The following is a 16,582-nucleotide window of genomic DNA, read 5'->3' as shown; positions in this document are numbered from 1 at the left end:
CAGACACCCAACAGATCCTGCCGACACAACACCCAACTGCCAAGCCCCACAACGAACTTCATTCTGAAACGATCAGTAAAGACACTCAATGCTGTTGCTCTCTATGACCCGCGAGTGGCTGCCTAATGCTCCCAGCTCGCGATCGTGCAGTACCTCTTGCCAGTCCCTGCCGTCACTCCAGCCCCGGCCGCTTTCGCTTCGGTCAAGATGGCTCGGTCTGGGCGTGTGTCGAAAATGGGTGTGGATCGGGCCACGCTGACCGGAACCTCGGCCGGGATCATGAACGTATGAATCTCGCTTGGCGTCGACTCTGCGCTGTGGCCGTACTCCTCATCGGTACTGGTCTGGGTCTCTGGACCGTCTTCGGACCTCCCCATGAGTGGGAGGGCGCCCTCCGGTTGCTGCGTCTCGCTATGGGGATGACCGCGTTGGGTCTGATCAGCGGCAGCTCCTGGCTGATGTTCCCGGCCAGCCCCGAAGAAGGTGAGAATGTGGCTACGGCACAGGGCACTGCCCCGGCCCCTGGGCCTCTGGACGTTTAGGGTCTGCTGCAAAGTGATCACGCCTCGTGGGGTGCGGTGGTGGCGGACGGGAGCCTGATGTGAGGCCTATGAGGGGGAACGGGATGCTGGTGTGGGCTCGCTGTCTCGTGTTGGGGGCCGCCGCTTGTTCTGCGGTGGCGATCACGTCTGGCTGTACTGTTCCCGTCGGGGCGGTGACGGGTATCTCGGTGACGGCGGATGGTCAGCCACTTGGCGTGATGCTCGTCTGCCACGGTCACATTGACAGCGCCAACCTGTACACCGATGGCGACAAGCCAAGCGCCGAGAGCAAGACCGTTGGTACCTGGTCGCGAAGCGAGCCAGTCACCGGATTCACCACGTGGCCACTCGGTGTCGGTGGTGAGGGCTGGTCTCTCGACAAGCCGCTCAGGTCTCTTGACCCCGATCGGACCTACACGCTGTACGGGGCCACGAGAGACAACTCCTGGTCGGCGGCACATATCAGCTTCACTGCTGAGGACTTGGCGGCCCTCGCACCGGGCCAGCTTCGCTACCTCGCCGGTGATCGCGACGGCGCGGATCCTGACGGCTACCTGACGGCATCGATCGAAGATTTTCGAGCAAATGCCTGCAGCGACGACTGATGTGCCGTGTACCCGGCGGTGAGCCAGCAGGCGCCCTGAGGTCGGTGTAGCGGCTATGGGCGGGAGCTGCCATGGGGCGAGTGATCATGGCCCCTTACGCTGACCGCGAATCGGGCAACACCTCACCTGCCCGCAATAGCCCGATCTGGAGCCGTGAGGGTGGCGTTCCCCTCGCTTGAGCGACTGGCAGATGTCCTTGGCCTGGCCCGTTCGCGCCGGATCAGCCGGATTGGACGTGGGCACCTACTCCTACACGGGCCGGGGCCCCGCAGCGCGGCGGAGCCGGTTGGCGATCGCCAGTCCCAGTCCGTCCTCCACCGGCAGGGAGGCGACGATGAGGTCGCACCCGCGCTGGTCGAGCTCGCGCAGGAACCCGTACAGCCCGCGCGCATAGGCGGCCATCGAACCGGGGACCGCCACCACGGCGTGCACCTTCACCGGAGCGTCGGCGAAGGCGGCAGGTAGAAAGACGCCCACCTGGTGCCCCAGCTCTTGCGCCAGCTCCGCTTCTGAGACGACCTTCTCCGGCTCGACGAGGACGACCCGCGCGCGCGGCGCGTAGTGTGATGGGTGCTGGCCCGGCACCCGAACACGGCTCGTCGAGGGAACCGCGAGCGGGCACCCCAGCGACGCTTCGAGATCCTCGTGCGTCACCCCGCCCGGCCGAAGGATGCTCGGGGCACCACCCGTGGCGTCGACGATCGTCGACTCGACGCCGACCTCGCAGGGACCGCCGTCCAGCACGAAGTCGACGGCATCGCCGAGTTCGGCACGCACATGGTCCGCCGTCGTGGGGCTGACCGAGCCGAAGCGATTGGCGGACGGGGCCGTGACACCGCCGCCGAAGGACGACAGCAGCGCGAGTGCGACGGGGTGGTCAGGCACGCGCACCGCCACCGTCTGAAGGCCGCCGGTCGCCTCGAGAGGTACGCGGGGACCGCGCCGCAGGACCAGCGTGAGTGGGCCCGGCCAGAAGCGTTCGGCCAGCAGGCGCGCCGCCGCCGGCACGTCCTGGACCCAGTCGTCCAGCTGTTCCACGTCGCCGATGTGGACGATCAGCGGGTGGGAGGGCGGACGTCCCTTGACCTGGAAGATGCGTGCGACGGCGGCGGGGTCCTCGGCGTTGGCGCCCAGACCGTAGACGGTTTCGGTCGGGAGGGCCACCAGGCCGCCGGCGCGCAGCACACCGGCCGCCTTCTCGATGTCACTGACTCTTGCCGTCATCCTCGCAATCCTAGAAGCACAAAGGACCGGCGACGGTCATGATCAATCCCAGTCACGACCACGGCTCCAGTCCCGGAGATCGCTTTGTCTCCTCTCGTCGGCCATGAGCGCCTGAGCGCCGCGGGGACGGCGCGGGCCAGGACCCTGAGCAGCGGCCTCGACGCGGCGGGACTGCGTCGAGGCCGCGAGAGGCGACGAGCTACGCACTGCGGTCGGCCAGCGGTAGCACAGGCCCAGCACGGCGGCCCGGCCGGATTTTCATCGGGGGATGTCCGTGTATCCCCCTGACCCCGTCCTCATGATCACGACGAACTCACTCTAAATCCAAGGATAAAAATAACGCAAAAGCAGAGGTAAATTGGTGATAGGGTTTGTGTGGAGGTGGAGTATGCCGAGCGAGGAAGAGCTGTTCGCGGCGGTGGATTCGCTGCTTGAGGGCGAGCCGCAGTTGCCGCCGCCTGCGGAGCGGGCCCGGCTGCGTGAGGCTGCCGGCGTTACGCAGGCGCGGCTGGCTACTGCGCTCAAGTCGACGACGCAGACAGTGAAGAACTGGGAGAGCGGCCGCTCGGAGCCGCGGCCGCCGCGCCGCCAGGCGTACATGCGGCTGCTGGAGGGCTGGGCGGCGAAGTACCCGCCTGAACCGGAGCCGTTGCCTGAGACGTTCCCCGGCCCCGCAACCCAGCCGCCGGTCGAACCGGTCACCCCCGCACCCGCATCGGCACCTGTCTCCGTGGCGGAGCCGACGGCCGCGGTCAGGCCGTCGGTGTCGCGGCGTCCGCCGGCGAAGAAGACCGTCACGAAATCCGTCGCTGTCGATCCGCGGTTCCCCAACGGTCCGCTGGCCGTGCTGGACGGTGACGGTCAGGCGTACTGCTTCGGCGGGATCGTGCTGGACTGCCCGGCGACCACGATTGCGCAGCTGGTCGACTGGACGCTGACCGAGTCCGGGATCGGTGCTGCGCGGTTGCATCGCAACGGCAAGGACAGCGATCCGCTGATCGTGCTCACCCTGGCCGCCGCCGTGAAGCTAGGACTGCCCGAACGCCTGGAAGGTGCGGAGGCCCGCCGCTCACTGCGGCTGCCGGAGGACCACCCGGTGGTCAAGCAGCTCACCCGCGCCAAGTGGAAGCTGACCAAGCGCGGCTTCGGCCCCTGGGCGCGGATCTACCGGCCGGCGAAGGCCGGGCACCGGCAGTGCGTGCAGCTGGCGATCCTGCCGTGGGACGCCCTCGATACCCGCGCCTGGCCCGGCGTCGCCGATCTCGAGCCGGCCGACGTCGCCCGCGTCCTCGGGGTGTATGCCCAGCGTGTGATCACGCCGCGTGGGTCCACCGCCGTCTCCGGCCTGGAGCTGATGACCGCGCTGCGCCCGCCGACCCGCGCCGTGAAGAACGAGGCGACGGGGGAGTGGGTGTCCGGGCACAACCCCGGCTCGCTGGGCACCGAGCCGGTCGACCCGGCACCGCCGGAGGCGACCCTCGAGCATCCGGTCGCCCGCGGCTGGACCGGTGGCTTCCTCGACGAGGAGGCCTACCAATGGGTGCGGGACCCGCAGTTGCTGTCCGACGAGGAGTGCCTGCTGCCCTGTGCGGTCGGCCTGGACATCAACACCGCCTTCCTCGCCGCCGCTGCGCGGCTGGTGGTCGGCCTGTCCGGCCCCGAGCATGTAAGGCGACCGGTGTTCGACAAGAAGATCCCCGGCTCCTGGCTCGTCGACCTCTCCCACATCGAGCTGGACCCGCGCCTGCCGTCGCCGTTCACCCCCTCCGGCCGGCGCCCCACGGGTCCGGCCTGGTATCAGACGCACACCGTCGCCTACGCGGCCGAGCTCGGCTACGACGTCGCCCCAATCGAGGCGTTCCTGCGGCGAGAGACGGGGGCGTTCCTGGACCCGTGGCACGACCGGCTCAAGACCGCCTACGTCGACACGATGGCCGACCTCGGCGTCACCAAGGACCTCACCGAGACGGCGTTCCTGGCCGCGATGGAGCAGCACAAGCAGGCCGACCCCGGCCTGGCGGCCGTGCTGGCGGCGATCAAGGCGACGGTGAAGGGCGGCATCGGCAAGCTCCGCGAACGCCCCCAAGGGCGGCACTACCGCGACGGCGAACGGTGGCCCGCGTTGGAGCGTCCGACCTGGCGGCCGGACATCCGCGCCGCGGTCATCTCCAAGGCGCGGGTGAACATGCACCGCAAGATGCTCAACACCGCCAAGGCGACCGGCCGGTACCCGCTCGCGGTCCTCTCCGACTGCGTCGTCTACGCCAGCCCCGGCCCCTCGCCGCTCGACTTCCTGCCCCGCACACCGGACGGCAAGCCGCTGCCCGGCTCCTTCCGCCTCGGCCCCACCCCGGGCCTGGCCAAGCTCGAAGGCGTCCAGGAGACGGCCTGGGCGGTCGACCTGATGGAGCAGGGCCTGAACCCGGCCCGCCACATCAAGGGCGGCGACGCCGTCCTCGAGGACGGAGAGTAGACCGGTGGGGGACATCGACGACGCCCTGGAACGCGCGGACCAGGAAGCCTTCACCCGCGAACCGCCCAAGACCCTTCCGGCCCGGATCAACTATCTGGTGGGGCAGTTGAAGAGCACCCGCGCCGTGGCCGAGGCGCTCGGGGTGACCCAGCGCTCCGTGGAGCGCTACCGCAGCGGCGCACGCAAGAAGCCGCCCATGGACATCGCCGACCGCATCGAGCAGGAGGTCCGCACCCGCTGGCAGCCCCAGGTCCGCAAACGCCGCCGGCGGCAGGCTGCCACCACCGACGGCATCACCGTGGAAACCCGCGCCCGGTTCGGCTACACCGCCCCGATCGGCACCACCGACGACGGCCGGATGCGCCGACTGACCGTCCATCTCCCCCCGGAGTACGCCAACCGCCTCTTCGACGCCCAGCAACGGGGCGCAAGCGACCAGCAGCTGCGGGCCATCGTCGCCGAAGGGCTCCAGGAAATCTATTTCAAGGACGGCGGACGCCGCGCCGACAACCTGGAAGTGGAATTCACGGACATCGACTACTTCGACGTTTCCTTTTAACTTCTCTACGTACCGCGGTTCTCGTCGTGCCGGTCTTACGGGCGGCAAGCCTCGCCGCCCCGCTCCTGCGGCTGCACATGGACGACGGTGACCCCTTCCTCGATGAGCAGGGCGTCTACGACCTCCTCCATGGAGATGGCGAGACCGTCGTGCGGACTCCGGTTGCCCAGCAGCTGAGTCTCGTGGAGCGGCCGGCCACGGCCGGCACTCGCCGTGAGGCGCAGATCTGTGAGCGCTGTTCCAGCGCGTGGTGCCGCAGGCGCCGTCGCGGCCTCAGGGCGGCGGCGGGCGCCGCCACGGTGACCGGAGGTCCTGGCCCCGATCACGTTCGTGGCAACCTCAACTGGGCAGCGGAGCCCCGGGTACGGCATGCCTTCGACAGGCCCAAAGCCCCCGGCTCGATAACCAGACACCACGTCCCCTCCTTGGCTGTTTCACATGTTGATCACGACTACATGATCAACATATGCTCAGCCGGCTCGAGATCAACTACTGACAAGGGACTCCATAAGATCTGGCATACGCGCGACCCTCGTCGGCGCAGCCGCAGCTGCCATGCTCGGCCTTGGCGCTCTCCCCGCGAACGCAGCCGTGACCTCCTGCCCCAGCGACGGCCACCTCCCCGGGGGCGCGCGCTGCAGCAAGCTTTCCAACGGCGTCCTGTCCGCCCACACGACCAGCAGGGGCGACTACATCATGGTCGGCTACTACCGCGCTTCCGGCGGCAGCCTGACTGCAAAGCTCGGCTGGGAGCGCCACTCGACCAACAACTGGTGGGCCTACCAGAACATGTCCAACACGCCGTTCCACTACGACAAGCAGACGGGCCTCACCGCCAGCTGTAGCGCGATGATCGGCAAGCTCTACACGAGTGGCGGCAGCAGCTACGCAACGCCGCCCGTGGATCCCTGCTAGTCCGCTCCGCAGGACACTTACCCGGGCCCGCGTTGCTCCTAGCCCCTTGGGCGGCGCGCGGGCCCTTTCCTCTGAACAGGTATCCACGTGATCGAAGCCGTCTTCCAGGACCACCTCACCTTTCTCGCGCTTGCCGTCGCAGCCACTCTGGCCACCGGCGCCGTCGTGTACCTCGTGGCCGCTCGACGCGTCGACCGTGTCCGCGCTGTGCTCTACGGGCTATGGGCCTCCTCGACCATCGGCCCCATCATCCTGACCACCTGGGGCGGCAGTGGAACGCGGACTCTTGTCTGCACAATCAATCCCGCCGTGATCGAGGCGTTCACTACCACGCAGGGACAGCTCAACACTCTGCTGTTCGCGCCATTCGGCCTCTTCGCCGTCCTGGCCACCCGGCGCCCCGTCTTCAGCGCCGGGCTCGGGGTCCTGTTTACCGCGTCGGTGGAGACGGCCCAGGCCGCCATGCCCTACGTCGCCCGCCTCTGCGACACCGATGATCTGGCCACCAACGCCGCCGGCGTTCTCATAGGGGTGGTCATCGGCACCCTCGTGAGCCGCCGACTCCCCGGCGGCACGCCTCTCGCTCCAATCGTCGTCCGACGCGCCGTCATCGCCGGCACCGCCGTCTCGCTGGTCATCGCGACAGTCTGGGCCACTGCTGTTGAGCCCGTCCGCGCAGTCCTGCCGACCGAGGTCCCCACCGCGAGCGCGCAGCAGGTTCAGGCACTCAACACCGCACTCGGAGCAGCCCTCGACGACTCCTATGTCGTCAAGAAGGCGAACTTCCACCACAACGTAGAAGGCCCCGACACCATCAACACGCCGCTTCCCGGAGGCTTTGCCGAACTCACCTGGCCGGACCGCGAAAAGCTCACGATCCACTTCACCCCGACCAACCACGGTGAGGGAACCCACGCCTATCGGATCCCCGGGACCAGCAAGCCTGTACACACAGCGGAGGAGGCTCAAAAGGTCGCCACCCTCTTCGCTCAACGTCGCATGCCCTGGGCCCTGCGTGACTCGAATGTCCGGACGTGGCCGATCGACGCAACCGATGACAGTCTCGGCTGGGTAGTCGAAAGGCGCCGCTGGCAGGGCAAACTCGTGATGCCCATGCGGCTGGACATCGTCATCGAACCCTCAGGTCGCCTGACAGGCCTCATCGCCCGCAACATCGACGACCCGAAACTGCCGCGTATCGAGATCAACAAGGACGAGGCATGGCAGGCGTTTGAGTCCCACCACAAGATCAAACCCGGCCAGGCAGAGCGCGCAGAGCCCGTCTATCTGGTCGAACGGGAAGGCGATGAGTGGCGCGTCCACTGGCGCCTGGCCGCCCGTCAAGATGACACCCTGCTCTCAGCCATCGTGGACGCCACCACCGGGAAAGTGCTGAAGCCGTCCGCCATGCCGGCAGGCGGTGAACCGCCTGTCGAGGAGGGAGTCGAGGGCCCCTGACCCGCCGGGCAAAGAGGGCGTTGCGAGGACGTCTGTGTCGGTGTCGAGCAGCGCGTCCTCGTCGCCCTGCGGGCCCCTGGTGAGGAGACCTCATAGACGAGGCGCCCGACACCACGGGGGACTGCATCACCGCCGACGTCGAGCGCGGGCCCCGGGGCCTGTTCGGGCTCATCACCTCCCACCACCCCGCGACGATCTTCGCGTCGAGGACGCCGGACGTGCCCACTGCGGGCCATGAGAGTGCCCTCGGCGGGTGGTGCCGCTGGACGCGTACAGCCGGAGGCCGGCCCCAGAGGAAGTTCCGGGTGCCGAAGTCGTTCAGACACCCCTCCCGGACGCCGGGCACGGCCACCCCCGGCCGTGCCCGGCTTCTTTTTCGGTGAAAGCCGAATGGACTGTGGACCCCTTCAGGGCTTGCGCATACGCCGGTCCGCCGGTTTGTCGCTCGAGCCGCACGGGCCCGACTCACCCGTCGGTGGCCCGGAGCGATGTGCCTGCGTGGACGAGCCCGAGGGGCATCATCCGGCAGTGGTGGTGGACCGGCCGTACGTACGGCCGTCGTGCAGCTACGGGGTGGACCACAGCACGAAGGTGGGATCAGAGGTGCCGCTCCGATGCTTGTAGATCTTCACCTCGTGGCTCTTCTTGTCTGCGGTGACGGTGAACCGCGCCGTCCAGGTGCGGGGGCTCTTGCACGGCCAGCCCACCTTGGCCAGGCAACTGCGCGACTGGAAGGTGGCCTCGTAGCGTGCGAACCGGTTCCACTTGTTCTGGCCGGTCTCGGTGATGCGGAGCTTGGAGTCCTCGGCAACGGTCAGACCGACGTTGGACGCGGTGGCGTTGAGCTCGATGCGGGAGTCCTTCTTCCACGAAGCGGGGCTCTTCGTGGGGCAGGCGAGTACGTTCATGTTCCACTCGCCGTACCGGAGAGAGGTCAGGGCTCCGGGGTAGAGGGTGAGCTGTGTGCTCTCGCAGGCGGCTGCCTGACGGGCGGGGGCCGCGGTGCCCGTGGAGCTGGTCGCCGTGGCGACGGCGCCGGCGAGAAGACCGCAGGCGGCGGTGGCGAGGGCAAGGCGCTTGAATTTCACTGTTTGCTCCTGATGGGAAGTCGACGGATGCGCACGTAGGTCACGGGGTGCGGTAGAGGGCCATTCCGCGCGGCATGGTGCTTTCGATGCCGCCGCCGTAGACGGTGCGGATCTTTTTGTTCTTCTTGCCGGCGATGAGGGCGAAGCCGACCTCGACCCTGTGCGTGCGGGTGCAGGGCCACAGGGTGAGTGGGACGCAGTCCTTCACGGTGAAGCTGCCGGTGTACGTGGCGGTCTGGGTCTTGCCGTTCTCGACCGTGGAGTTGACCCGCAGTGCGGCCGACTCCAGCAGGTAGCCGGCCGTGTTTCCTGCCCCGTTGGTGGTGGCGCTGGCCTGTGTGTCCCAGCTGTCCGCATCTGTCTTGGGGCAGACGGTGACCTCGAAGTTCACTTCTCCCCAGCGCAGGTGCGGGGGGAGCCCGTCCCCGGGGTAGACGGTGACGCGCTTGGGCGTGCAGCTCGAGGCGCCTTCGGTTGCCTGAGCCGGGCTGAGGACGGTGACGGCCCCGGCCAGAAGTCCGCCGACGGCGGTGACTGCGAGGGCGCGGACCTTGGTGACGCGTGTGTTCTTCACACCAGTGCTCCTTGGATCGCTTGAAGGAAGAGCAGGGAAGGCCGGGCGGTGAGCCTCGGGCCGCGTTTGAGGGGCATGAGCCGAAAGCGCCGGTGAAGAGGCGGGCCCAAGGCCCCAGCCGGCCACCGGACGTCGGCGTCGGGTGCCGACCTGCTGACCAGAGCGTTGCGGTTGCCGCCGACTCCGGGCAACGGCTGGAGGCGGCTGGGACAGTCCGGGGTCGTCCGCCCAGGTCAGGGCGTGTCCCAGGGCCCTTTCACACGGACAGGGGAGACCGCGCCCGAGTGTCTCGGTGCGTCTCGGACTGTCCCGGAGGCCACGAGATCTTGCCGGACAGTCGCGGTCGGAAAAGGCTCTGGTCAAGCCCCAAAAGGGGCCCGACGAACGGAGTTTGTGATGACGCTGGAGATACGGTCGGTACTCCGCAGGGCCGGCACGGCGCTTCGCCCGGCCCGCGGCAGGCATGCGCGCCCCTCACCCACCCGGGCAGGAGTACGCAAGACCGTGCGGTTCGCTCAGACGGCGCTGATCCTGTGCGTGACGAGCCTCGTCTGCGTGCTTCTCGGCGCGGTCCTCGGCGTGCAAGGAGCCTCTCTCACAGCCTCACCACCCGACAGGCCCGTGGTGGTGGAACAGGAGCCCGATCCGGTGCCGCGACCGGCACCCGCCAAGACGGACCGCGGCAGACCTGCGGCTCCCAGCACGGTGCTGCTGCGGCCCGGCGACACGCTCTTCGCCCTGGCCGACCGCCACGGCACCACCGTCCGGGCGCTGCAACGTCTGAACGGTCTGGGAACGTCGACTCTCATCTACGCCGGAGAAACCCTGCGTCTGAAGCCGTCACCCGCAACCCCCACCGCAGGCGCCGGATCGACGCCGCAGGCCGAACCCGGCGCGTCGAAGCGTCCCTCGCCCAGCACACCCGGCAAAGACTCATCCGGCAAAGACTCATCCGGCAAGGACACGTCGCGCACGCGCCCGAGGAGCGAGACGAAAGGACGTGCCGCTGAAGCCGTCGCCTTCGCAACGGCGCAGATCGGCAAGCCCTACGTCTGGGGCGGGACCGGCCCGAAGGGCTATGACTGCTCCGGCCTGGTCATGCGGTCGTGGAAGGCCGCCGGTGTGAGCATCCCGCGTACCACCTGGCAGCAGATCGATGCCGGCAGCGCCACCAGCCGCTCCCAACTCGTCCCCGGCGACCTGGTGCTGAGCTACGGCGGTGGACATGTCCAGCTCTACATCGGTGACGGCAAGGTCATCCATGCGCCCGGCTCCGGCCGCACCGTCACCATCGCGCCACTGCCGCCCGCCTCACACGTCGTCGCCTATCGCCACATCGCAGCGTAAGAGCCGGATGCGACCGCCCGCTCAGACGCAGTCGTCGGTGGCATCCCAGCAGCTCTCCTCAGGGAACGGATCACCGCCGTGGGTCGGCGGCGGCGTCGAGGACGGAGGAGGCTCGTAGGGGTCGTCGGGAGCAGGCGGTGGTTCGTACGGAGTCGATTCCGGCTTCCTCGACGTCCCTTCTGGGACGGGTTGTTCAGGACGGGACGTCTTCTGGGTCGGCGATGGAGTGTGCCTTGTGGTGCCCGGTGCCGGCTTGTCCCTGGCCGCAGGCTTGGCCGCTGGGCTGGAGACGGTGCTCTCCGGCGTCCGGTCGGACGTGCGCTCAGGGGAGAGCGTGACGGTCACGGTTGGGCTCTTCGGCGGCTGGCTCGGCTCGCCAGGACCGTCGTCGGGAGCCAGAACGATGCCGGTGACACCGGCCGAAAGCAGCAAGGCCACAAGGACAGCTACCAGGACAGGACCGCGCCGGCGAGCATGCTCAGAGCGTCGCACCTCGGCATTCGGTGCCGCAGGTTGCGCAGGAGCTTGTGCCGGTCTTGTCGGGAGTACCTCCTGCGGAACGGCCTCCCCCTCACCGGCCGCGCCGGTGTCCGCCTCCGCCTCGGTGCCCATGGACGAGTCCTCTTGTGCCGCGGCCTCAGCGGCAGCAGGAAGGCCTGGGGCCTTTGCGCAGCCATTCACGTGAGGGCGAGGCGCACCTTCCGCTGCCGGTGCACTGAGGGAGCCCGTACTGCCTGCTTCATCCTTTCCATCGGGAAGGCCGTCCTGCGTCTCGCCGCGCGCGACGGGCGGTTCGCAAGCTTCAGCCGACGCAATACGAGCCGGCGAAGGCCTTCCCGATGCCGCATGCGCGGCCGACTCGACGGCCAAAACACGTTGCTCGGCTTCGACAGCCAGACGCTTTCGGACACCCACCCAGGCGTCGACGACGGACCGGTCCCCACCGCAGGCCCGGACAAAGGCGGCGAGCAGCTCCTCCCGCGGCAGCTCCTGCCGCTTCAGTACGCCGGCGAGCGTGGCACGTGGGAGCACGTCTCCGGCGACCTCGGCCCGGCGTTCCAACTCCCGGTAACTCAGATGTGCCCACTGCCGTAACTGGCGCATCATCGCAACGAATTGCGCGGCGTCCGCTGCCCCCTGCGGCTGCGGTTGTCCCCCGTCCACCCTGCCCCCTGGCGTTGTTTGTCAGAGCCCGGACACCCCGGCAGCTTAAGGCCTTGCCGGTAAAAGGCGTCCGGACCCGGCCTGTTGTGGTTGCCTCACGACGGACCGGGCCCGGTTCTCGTCCCTTGCTGTCCTTCTCCGCACTTCCTGGTGCTCAGCCGGCTGCCGCGGCGAGAGCCAAAATAGGCCGGCCATGAACTGGGCGATGTCGACGTAGTAGGCGTAGTCGCCGCCGCGTGTGAGGTCGGGCCTGAACCCGGCCCGCCACATCAAGGGCGGCGACGCCGTCCTCGAGGACGGAGAGTAGAGCGGTGGGGGACATCGACGACGCCCTGGAACGCGCGGACCAGGAAGCCTTCACCCGCGAACCGCCCAAGACCCTTCCGGCCCGGATCAACTATCTGGTGGGGCAGTTGAAGAGCACCCGCGCCGTGGCCGAGGCGCTCGGGGTGACCCAGCGCTCCGTGGAGCGCTACCGCAGCGGCGCACGCAAGAAGCCGCCCATGGACATCGCCGACCGCATCGAGCAGGAGGTCCGCACCCGCTGGCAGCCCCAGGTCCGCAAACGCCGCCGGCGGCAGGCTGCCACCACCGACGGCATCACCGTGGAAACCCGCGCCCGGTTCGGCTACACCGCCCCGATCGGCACCACCGACGACGGCCGGATGCGCCGACTGACCGTCCATCTCCCCCCGGAGTACGCCAACCGCCTCTTCGACGCCCAGCAACGGGGCGCAAGCGACCAGCAGCTGCGGGCCATCGTCGCCGAAGGGCTCCAGGAAATCTATTTCAAGGACGGCGGACGCCGCGCCGACAACCTCGAAGTGGAATTCACGGACATCGACTACTTCGACGTTTCCTTCTGAGGATTACAGGCCGATGGTGCCCTGAATAAGGAGGTTGAGCCGAAGCACGATAGTTGTCATATAGGCAGGCTTGTTGTCACCAGCGTAGTGGGGTACGTGCGGGTTCCGGAGGAGTGCTGACAGCCTGGCTGTGCACGGGGCGTCTCGACGGTCCCGGGCTCAGTCCGATGACGCGGATGCCGCGACCCTTCAGCTCGGAGGCCGGCCCGCGCGTGTAGGAGAGCAGGCCCGCCTTGGCCGAGCCGTAGACCGTCGCGTTCTCGTGTCCGGTGTACGCGGACACCGAGCCGACGATGATGACCGAGGACTGCTGCGAGAAGAGCGGCAGTAGGCCCTGATCAGGAAGAACGGCGACTTGAGATTGGTCGTGAGGAGTCCGTCGAACGCCTCCTCGGTCCATGCCTCGATCGGGAGATGGGTGACGTCGGCGGCATTGTTCGTCAGGCTGTCGTGCTTCGGCCATTCCTGCCGGAGCCGCGTCGCGACCGCCGCTTGGCCGGGTACGTCGCTGGCGTCAATGTCCGCCGCGCCGCCTGACGGCGGCTGCCCGGGCGGACCAGGACGCCGAGTCAGCGTACCGAAGTGCCGATCTCAGCTCGTCATCGATCGGAGCGGCTCGTTATCTCACTTTGCCACGTATGGCTGGACCGGTCCGGGGTCTCGTTGCCCGGTGGGACGGGCAGGTGGGGGAGCGGGGCCGCGGACGATGTCGGTCATCTCTTGTCGGCGCATGCCTCCGCCTCCGCCAGGTACCGGGCCACCGGCCCCAGCGTCAGCATCCCGCTTGCGCCGCCCGCGTGTTCGGTGCGGGCGGCGCGCAGGGCCGTTGCTGCGCGGGCGGCGACCGGGCGCTCGCCGAGGCGGGCGGCAGCGTGGGCGGTCAGGCACCAGAGTGCCTCCTGCATGTGATCAAGGGGTGGTTCGGGCGTCATGGTCAGGGCTGTACGGGCCTCTTCGTCCCGGTTGAGGGCGAGCAGCACCAAGGGGTGTGTCCAAGGGCGGTACGGGCCCCAGTCGAGGGCGGGATCGGTGGGCGCGGGACGGTCGTGCAGGAGACGCAGGCCCAGGAGGGCGAGGGCGAACAGGCCCCGCTGCAGCCCCGGCATGCCCGCTGTCTCCGCGAGGGCGTATTCGGCGGCGCGGTACTGCGCCGCGGCCGTGGCGGCGGTCGGCCCGCCCAGTTCGGTACTGCGGGTGGCCGTGGCCCGGGCCCGGAACCAGCCGGTGAGGACGGGGACGAGCAGGGCCTCGGTGCTGACGGCGAGCTGCTCGGCCGCCTCGGCGTGTGCGGTCGCGGCGTCGAGGTCGCCGAGGGCGGAGGCGGATTGCAGGAGGATGAGCCGGCCGAGCACGGCGAAGTCCGGCAGCTCATGCCGGGTCGCCAGGTCGAGGATCTCGGAGCCGATCACGTCCCGCGCCGTCGCGAGCCCGGGCCGGGTGAAGGACTGGAGGAACACGCCGTTGAGGGCGAACACCAGCAGGGCGGGATCGTCCAGTTCCCTGGCCAGCGCCTCGGCCTCGCGCGCCGCCTGCCCGGCGCGCCTCCGTTCGACGGCGGACAGATCGGCGCTGCGGCTCTCGACCGCGACGGTGGCCAGCAGGCGGGCGCGGAGTTCGGCGGGGCTGTCGGTGCCGAGCGCGGTGAGCGTACGCTCGGCCGCCGCGACGACGGCGTGGGACTGATCGGGATCGTCGGCCCGGCTCCAGAGGGCGGGCACGTCGTAGGCGCCGATGACGCGGGCGGTCAGGGCGATGTCTCCGGTGCGCTCCGCCGCCTGGACGGCGGCGAGGCGGTCGCGCCGCGAGTGGATGAGGGCGTCACCACCCGCCAGGGCCAGGGTGCGCGCCAGTTCCACGGTCGTGCGCGGTCCGAGTCGTACGCCTGCGGTCCAGACGGTACGTGGTGGCTGGAGCGTCGTAGCCCCGCGGAGAATGTCCGTCTCCAGTCGCCGGAGGCCAGCACCCAGATCGAGCCCGAGCTGGTCCGCGAGCATCGTGCGGGCGCGGCGCAGGGTGGCCAGTGCGTCTGCCTGACGGCCTGCCCGGTGCAGTGCGCGGGCCAGCAGCCCCCAGGCCGGTTCACGCCAGGGGTGTTCGGTGACGTGGGCGCCCAGTTCGGCGACCAGCTCGGCTCCTGAACCGGAGTCGAGGAGGAGGCGGGCGCGCAGTTCCACCCCCTCCAGCCTCAGCTCCTCCAGCCGGGTCCGTTCGCGCTGGGCCCACACGGAGCCGACCACGTCGGCATAGGCGGGGCCGCGCCAGGCCGCGAGGGCCGCGTCGAGGTCGGTCAGCGCATCGGGTGTACGCCGGGCGCGGACCAGAGCGTCCTCGAACCGGTGGACGTCCACGGTGTCGCGCGGCAGGCGCAGCGCGTAGCCGGGGCCTTCCGTGACGAGGACGCGCGGCGGGGTGCGGGGCGGCCGGCCGGGTTCGATAGCGCGGCGCAGCGCGGCGACGAACGTACGCAACGCACCCACGGCGCGCACCGGCGGCTCGGCCCACAGGTCGTCCACGAGGGTGTCGGTGGCGACCATCCGTCCCCCGGCGGCGACAAGCCGGGCGAGTACTTCACGGTGGCGGGGTCCGCCCAGGTCGACCGGGGTGCCGTCGTCGTGGAGGGCCCGCACGGCACCGAGTACGTCGATTCGCATGCCCCCATCTTCCGTGCCGCGGGTCCGCGGCACGGAAGCGTACTGATCGGCTGCTGATCGCCGTCGCCCATGCTGATCCCGTCAGTCCCCGGACCAAGGCTTTCGCCGGTCCTCCGATCCCAGGAAAGGGCCTCTCATGACTCTCACCATCCCCGGCTTCGACCGTGTCCGTCTGCCCGGCACCGACGGAGTGGAGCTGGTTGCCGCCGTCGGCGGCAGCGGCAGCCCGGTCGTTCTGCTGCACGGCTTCCCCCAGACCCATCTGATGTGGCGGCACGTCGCCGAGCGGCTCGCCGGCGAGCACACGGTGATCTGTCCCGACCTGCGTGGCTACGGTGCCAGCGACAAGCCGGCGGCCACCGGCCCTGAGGTGTACTCCAAGCGCACCATGGCCGCCGATGTCGTCGCCCTGGCGGCGGCGCTCGGCCATGAGCGCTTCGCCCTGGTCGGCCACGACCGGGGCGCCCTGGTCGCCTTCCGGGCGGGACTGGACCATCCCGAGACCCTCACACACCTGGGCATCCTTGACGTCGTGCCGACCCTGGACATGTGGAACGTCCTGCACGGTGTGCCGGCGGCGGTCGGCTACCACCTGTTCCTCATGGCGCAGCCGCCGGGGCTGCCGGAGACGATGATCGCCAACAGCGCCGACGCCTACTTCGGCTCCTTCCTCGACGCCTGGGCCGGGGACCCGGCCGCCATGCCGGAACCGGTCCGGTCCGCATACCTGCGGGCGAGCGCCGCCGCCGTGCCGTCGATCGTCGCGGACTACCGGGCCTCTGCGGGCATCGACATAACACACGACCAGGCGGACCAGGACGCCGGTTCCCAGCTGGCCATGCCCGTGACAGTCGTCCAGCAGGACTGGGGCGCGCGACTGGGCTACGACGCCGCCGCGGTCTGGCACGCGTGGGCGCCGGACCTGGACCACCGGCTGACCGGCGCGGGGCACTTCATGGCCGAGGAGGCGCCCGACGAGATCACGGAGGCGATCCGCGACCTGCTGCTCCGCTGAGCCCTCCCGCCGGGCGACGGGAGGCGGCGGGCGAGCCCCGCGTTCCCGGCGCCGGACCGGCCCCGCGATCCGGTGGCCGATGAACCGCCCGCCTCCCTAAG

General features: G+C 69.4%; 13 protein-coding genes. 8 read left to right on the top strand and 5 right to left on the bottom strand.

Annotated features, from left to right (window positions below; genetic code table 11):
- Nucleotides 1-715 precede the first annotated feature (715 nt).
- Nucleotides 716-1,147 (top strand): hypothetical protein, encoded by a 432-nt coding sequence (locus ACTMTU_RS35615; RefSeq protein WP_441267568.1) that lies wholly within the window; start codon nt 716-718, stop codon nt 1,145-1,147.
- Nucleotides 1,148-1,396: 249 nt separating this feature from the next.
- Here ACTMTU_RS35615 and ACTMTU_RS35610 read toward each other — a convergent pair whose 3' ends face one another.
- Nucleotides 1,397-2,371: an L-threonylcarbamoyladenylate synthase gene (locus ACTMTU_RS35610; protein ID WP_441267567.1), complete on the bottom strand. Its 975-nt coding sequence runs from the start codon at nt 2,369-2,371 to the stop codon at nt 1,397-1,399.
- Between the two features lie 388 nt (nt 2,372-2,759).
- On the opposite strand from ACTMTU_RS35610, the gene tap reads away from it, so the two are divergent.
- The 4 genes from tap (at nt 2,760) to ACTMTU_RS35590 (ending at nt 7,776) form a co-directional block, all read left to right on the top strand.
- Nucleotides 2,760-4,844 carry a telomere-associated protein Tap gene (tap, locus tag ACTMTU_RS35605; RefSeq protein ID WP_441267566.1) on the top strand — a complete coding sequence of 695 codons (2,085 nt, stop codon included), beginning with the start codon at nt 2,760-2,762 and terminating at the stop codon, nt 4,842-4,844.
- Nucleotides 4,845-4,848: 4 nt separating this feature from the next.
- Nucleotides 4,849-5,403, top strand: coding sequence for a telomere-protecting terminal protein Tpg (gene tpg / locus ACTMTU_RS35600; protein WP_441267561.1), 555 nt, complete (start codon nt 4,849-4,851; stop codon nt 5,401-5,403).
- A gap of 591 nt (nt 5,404-5,994) precedes the next feature.
- A complete protein-coding gene (locus ACTMTU_RS35595) occupies nt 5,995-6,318 on the top strand; it encodes a hypothetical protein (RefSeq protein ID WP_441267565.1) in 324 nt (107 codons plus the stop codon).
- 87 nt (nt 6,319-6,405) lie between these two features.
- Nucleotides 6,406-7,776, top strand: coding sequence for a VanZ family protein (locus tag ACTMTU_RS35590; protein ID WP_441267564.1), 1,371 nt, complete (start codon nt 6,406-6,408; stop codon nt 7,774-7,776).
- Nucleotides 7,777-8,342: 566 nt separating this feature from the next.
- Here the strand turns inward: ACTMTU_RS35590 and ACTMTU_RS35585 are convergent.
- Together ACTMTU_RS35585 and ACTMTU_RS35580 are read right to left on the bottom strand one after the other, a co-directional pair.
- Nucleotides 8,343-8,864, bottom strand: a complete 522-nt coding sequence (locus ACTMTU_RS35585) for a hypothetical protein (protein ID WP_307710726.1) — start codon at nt 8,862-8,864, stop codon at nt 8,343-8,345.
- A 40-nt stretch (nt 8,865-8,904) separates the two neighbouring features.
- Complete coding sequence (locus ACTMTU_RS35580) at nt 8,905-9,438, bottom strand: hypothetical protein (protein ID WP_441267563.1); 534 nt, start codon at nt 9,436-9,438, stop codon at nt 8,905-8,907.
- Between the two features lie 504 nt (nt 9,439-9,942).
- Between ACTMTU_RS35580 and ACTMTU_RS35575 the strand changes: the two genes are divergently transcribed.
- Nucleotides 9,943-10,785, top strand: a complete 843-nt coding sequence (locus tag ACTMTU_RS35575) for a C40 family peptidase (RefSeq protein ID WP_441267562.1) — start codon at nt 9,943-9,945, stop codon at nt 10,783-10,785.
- Between the two features lie 1,475 nt (nt 10,786-12,260).
- Complete coding sequence (tpg, locus tag ACTMTU_RS35570; RefSeq protein WP_441267561.1) at nt 12,261-12,815, top strand: telomere-protecting terminal protein Tpg; 555 nt, start codon at nt 12,261-12,263, stop codon at nt 12,813-12,815.
- A 76-nt stretch (nt 12,816-12,891) separates the two neighbouring features.
- Here the strand turns inward: tpg (ACTMTU_RS35570) and ACTMTU_RS35565 are convergent, their stop codons facing one another.
- A complete protein-coding gene (locus ACTMTU_RS35565) occupies nt 12,892-13,215 on the bottom strand; it encodes an SDR family oxidoreductase (RefSeq protein ID WP_441267560.1) in 324 nt (107 codons plus the stop codon).
- 313 nt (nt 13,216-13,528) lie between these two features.
- Nucleotides 13,529-15,466, bottom strand: a complete 1,938-nt coding sequence (locus ACTMTU_RS35560) for a BTAD domain-containing putative transcriptional regulator (protein WP_441267559.1) — start codon at nt 15,464-15,466, stop codon at nt 13,529-13,531.
- A gap of 136 nt (nt 15,467-15,602) precedes the next feature.
- On the opposite strand from ACTMTU_RS35560, the gene ACTMTU_RS35555 reads away from it, so the two are divergent.
- On the top strand, nt 15,603-16,481 hold the full coding sequence (locus ACTMTU_RS35555; RefSeq protein ID WP_441267558.1) for an alpha/beta fold hydrolase: 879 nt from the start codon (nt 15,603-15,605) through the stop codon (nt 16,479-16,481).
- Nucleotides 16,482-16,582: the final 101 nt, after the last annotated feature.

This window comes from Streptomyces sp. OZ13 (assembly GCF_052068155.1).
GTDB lineage: Bacteria > Actinomycetota > Actinomycetes > Streptomycetales > Streptomycetaceae > Streptomyces.
This window is presented reverse-complemented; position numbering and strand designations above follow the sequence as displayed.

Bases quoted from the DNA above. Each gene is read 5' to 3' on its own strand.
- ACTMTU_RS35610 (WP_441267567.1), bottom strand. From the start codon at position 2,371: ATGACGGCAAGAGTCAGTGACATCGAGAAGGCGGCCGGTGTGCTGCGC.
- tap (WP_441267566.1), top strand. From the start codon at position 2,760: ATGCCGAGCGAGGAAGAGCTGTTCGCGGCGGTGGATTCGCTGCTTGAG.
- ACTMTU_RS35565 (WP_441267560.1), bottom strand. From the start codon at position 13,215: ATGGACCGAGGAGGCGTTCGACGGACTCCTCACGACCAATCTCAAGTC.
- ACTMTU_RS35560 (WP_441267559.1), bottom strand. From the start codon at position 15,466: ATGCGAATCGACGTACTCGGTGCCGTGCGGGCCCTCCACGACGACGGC.
- ACTMTU_RS35555 (WP_441267558.1), top strand. From the start codon at position 15,603: ATGACTCTCACCATCCCCGGCTTCGACCGTGTCCGTCTGCCCGGCACC.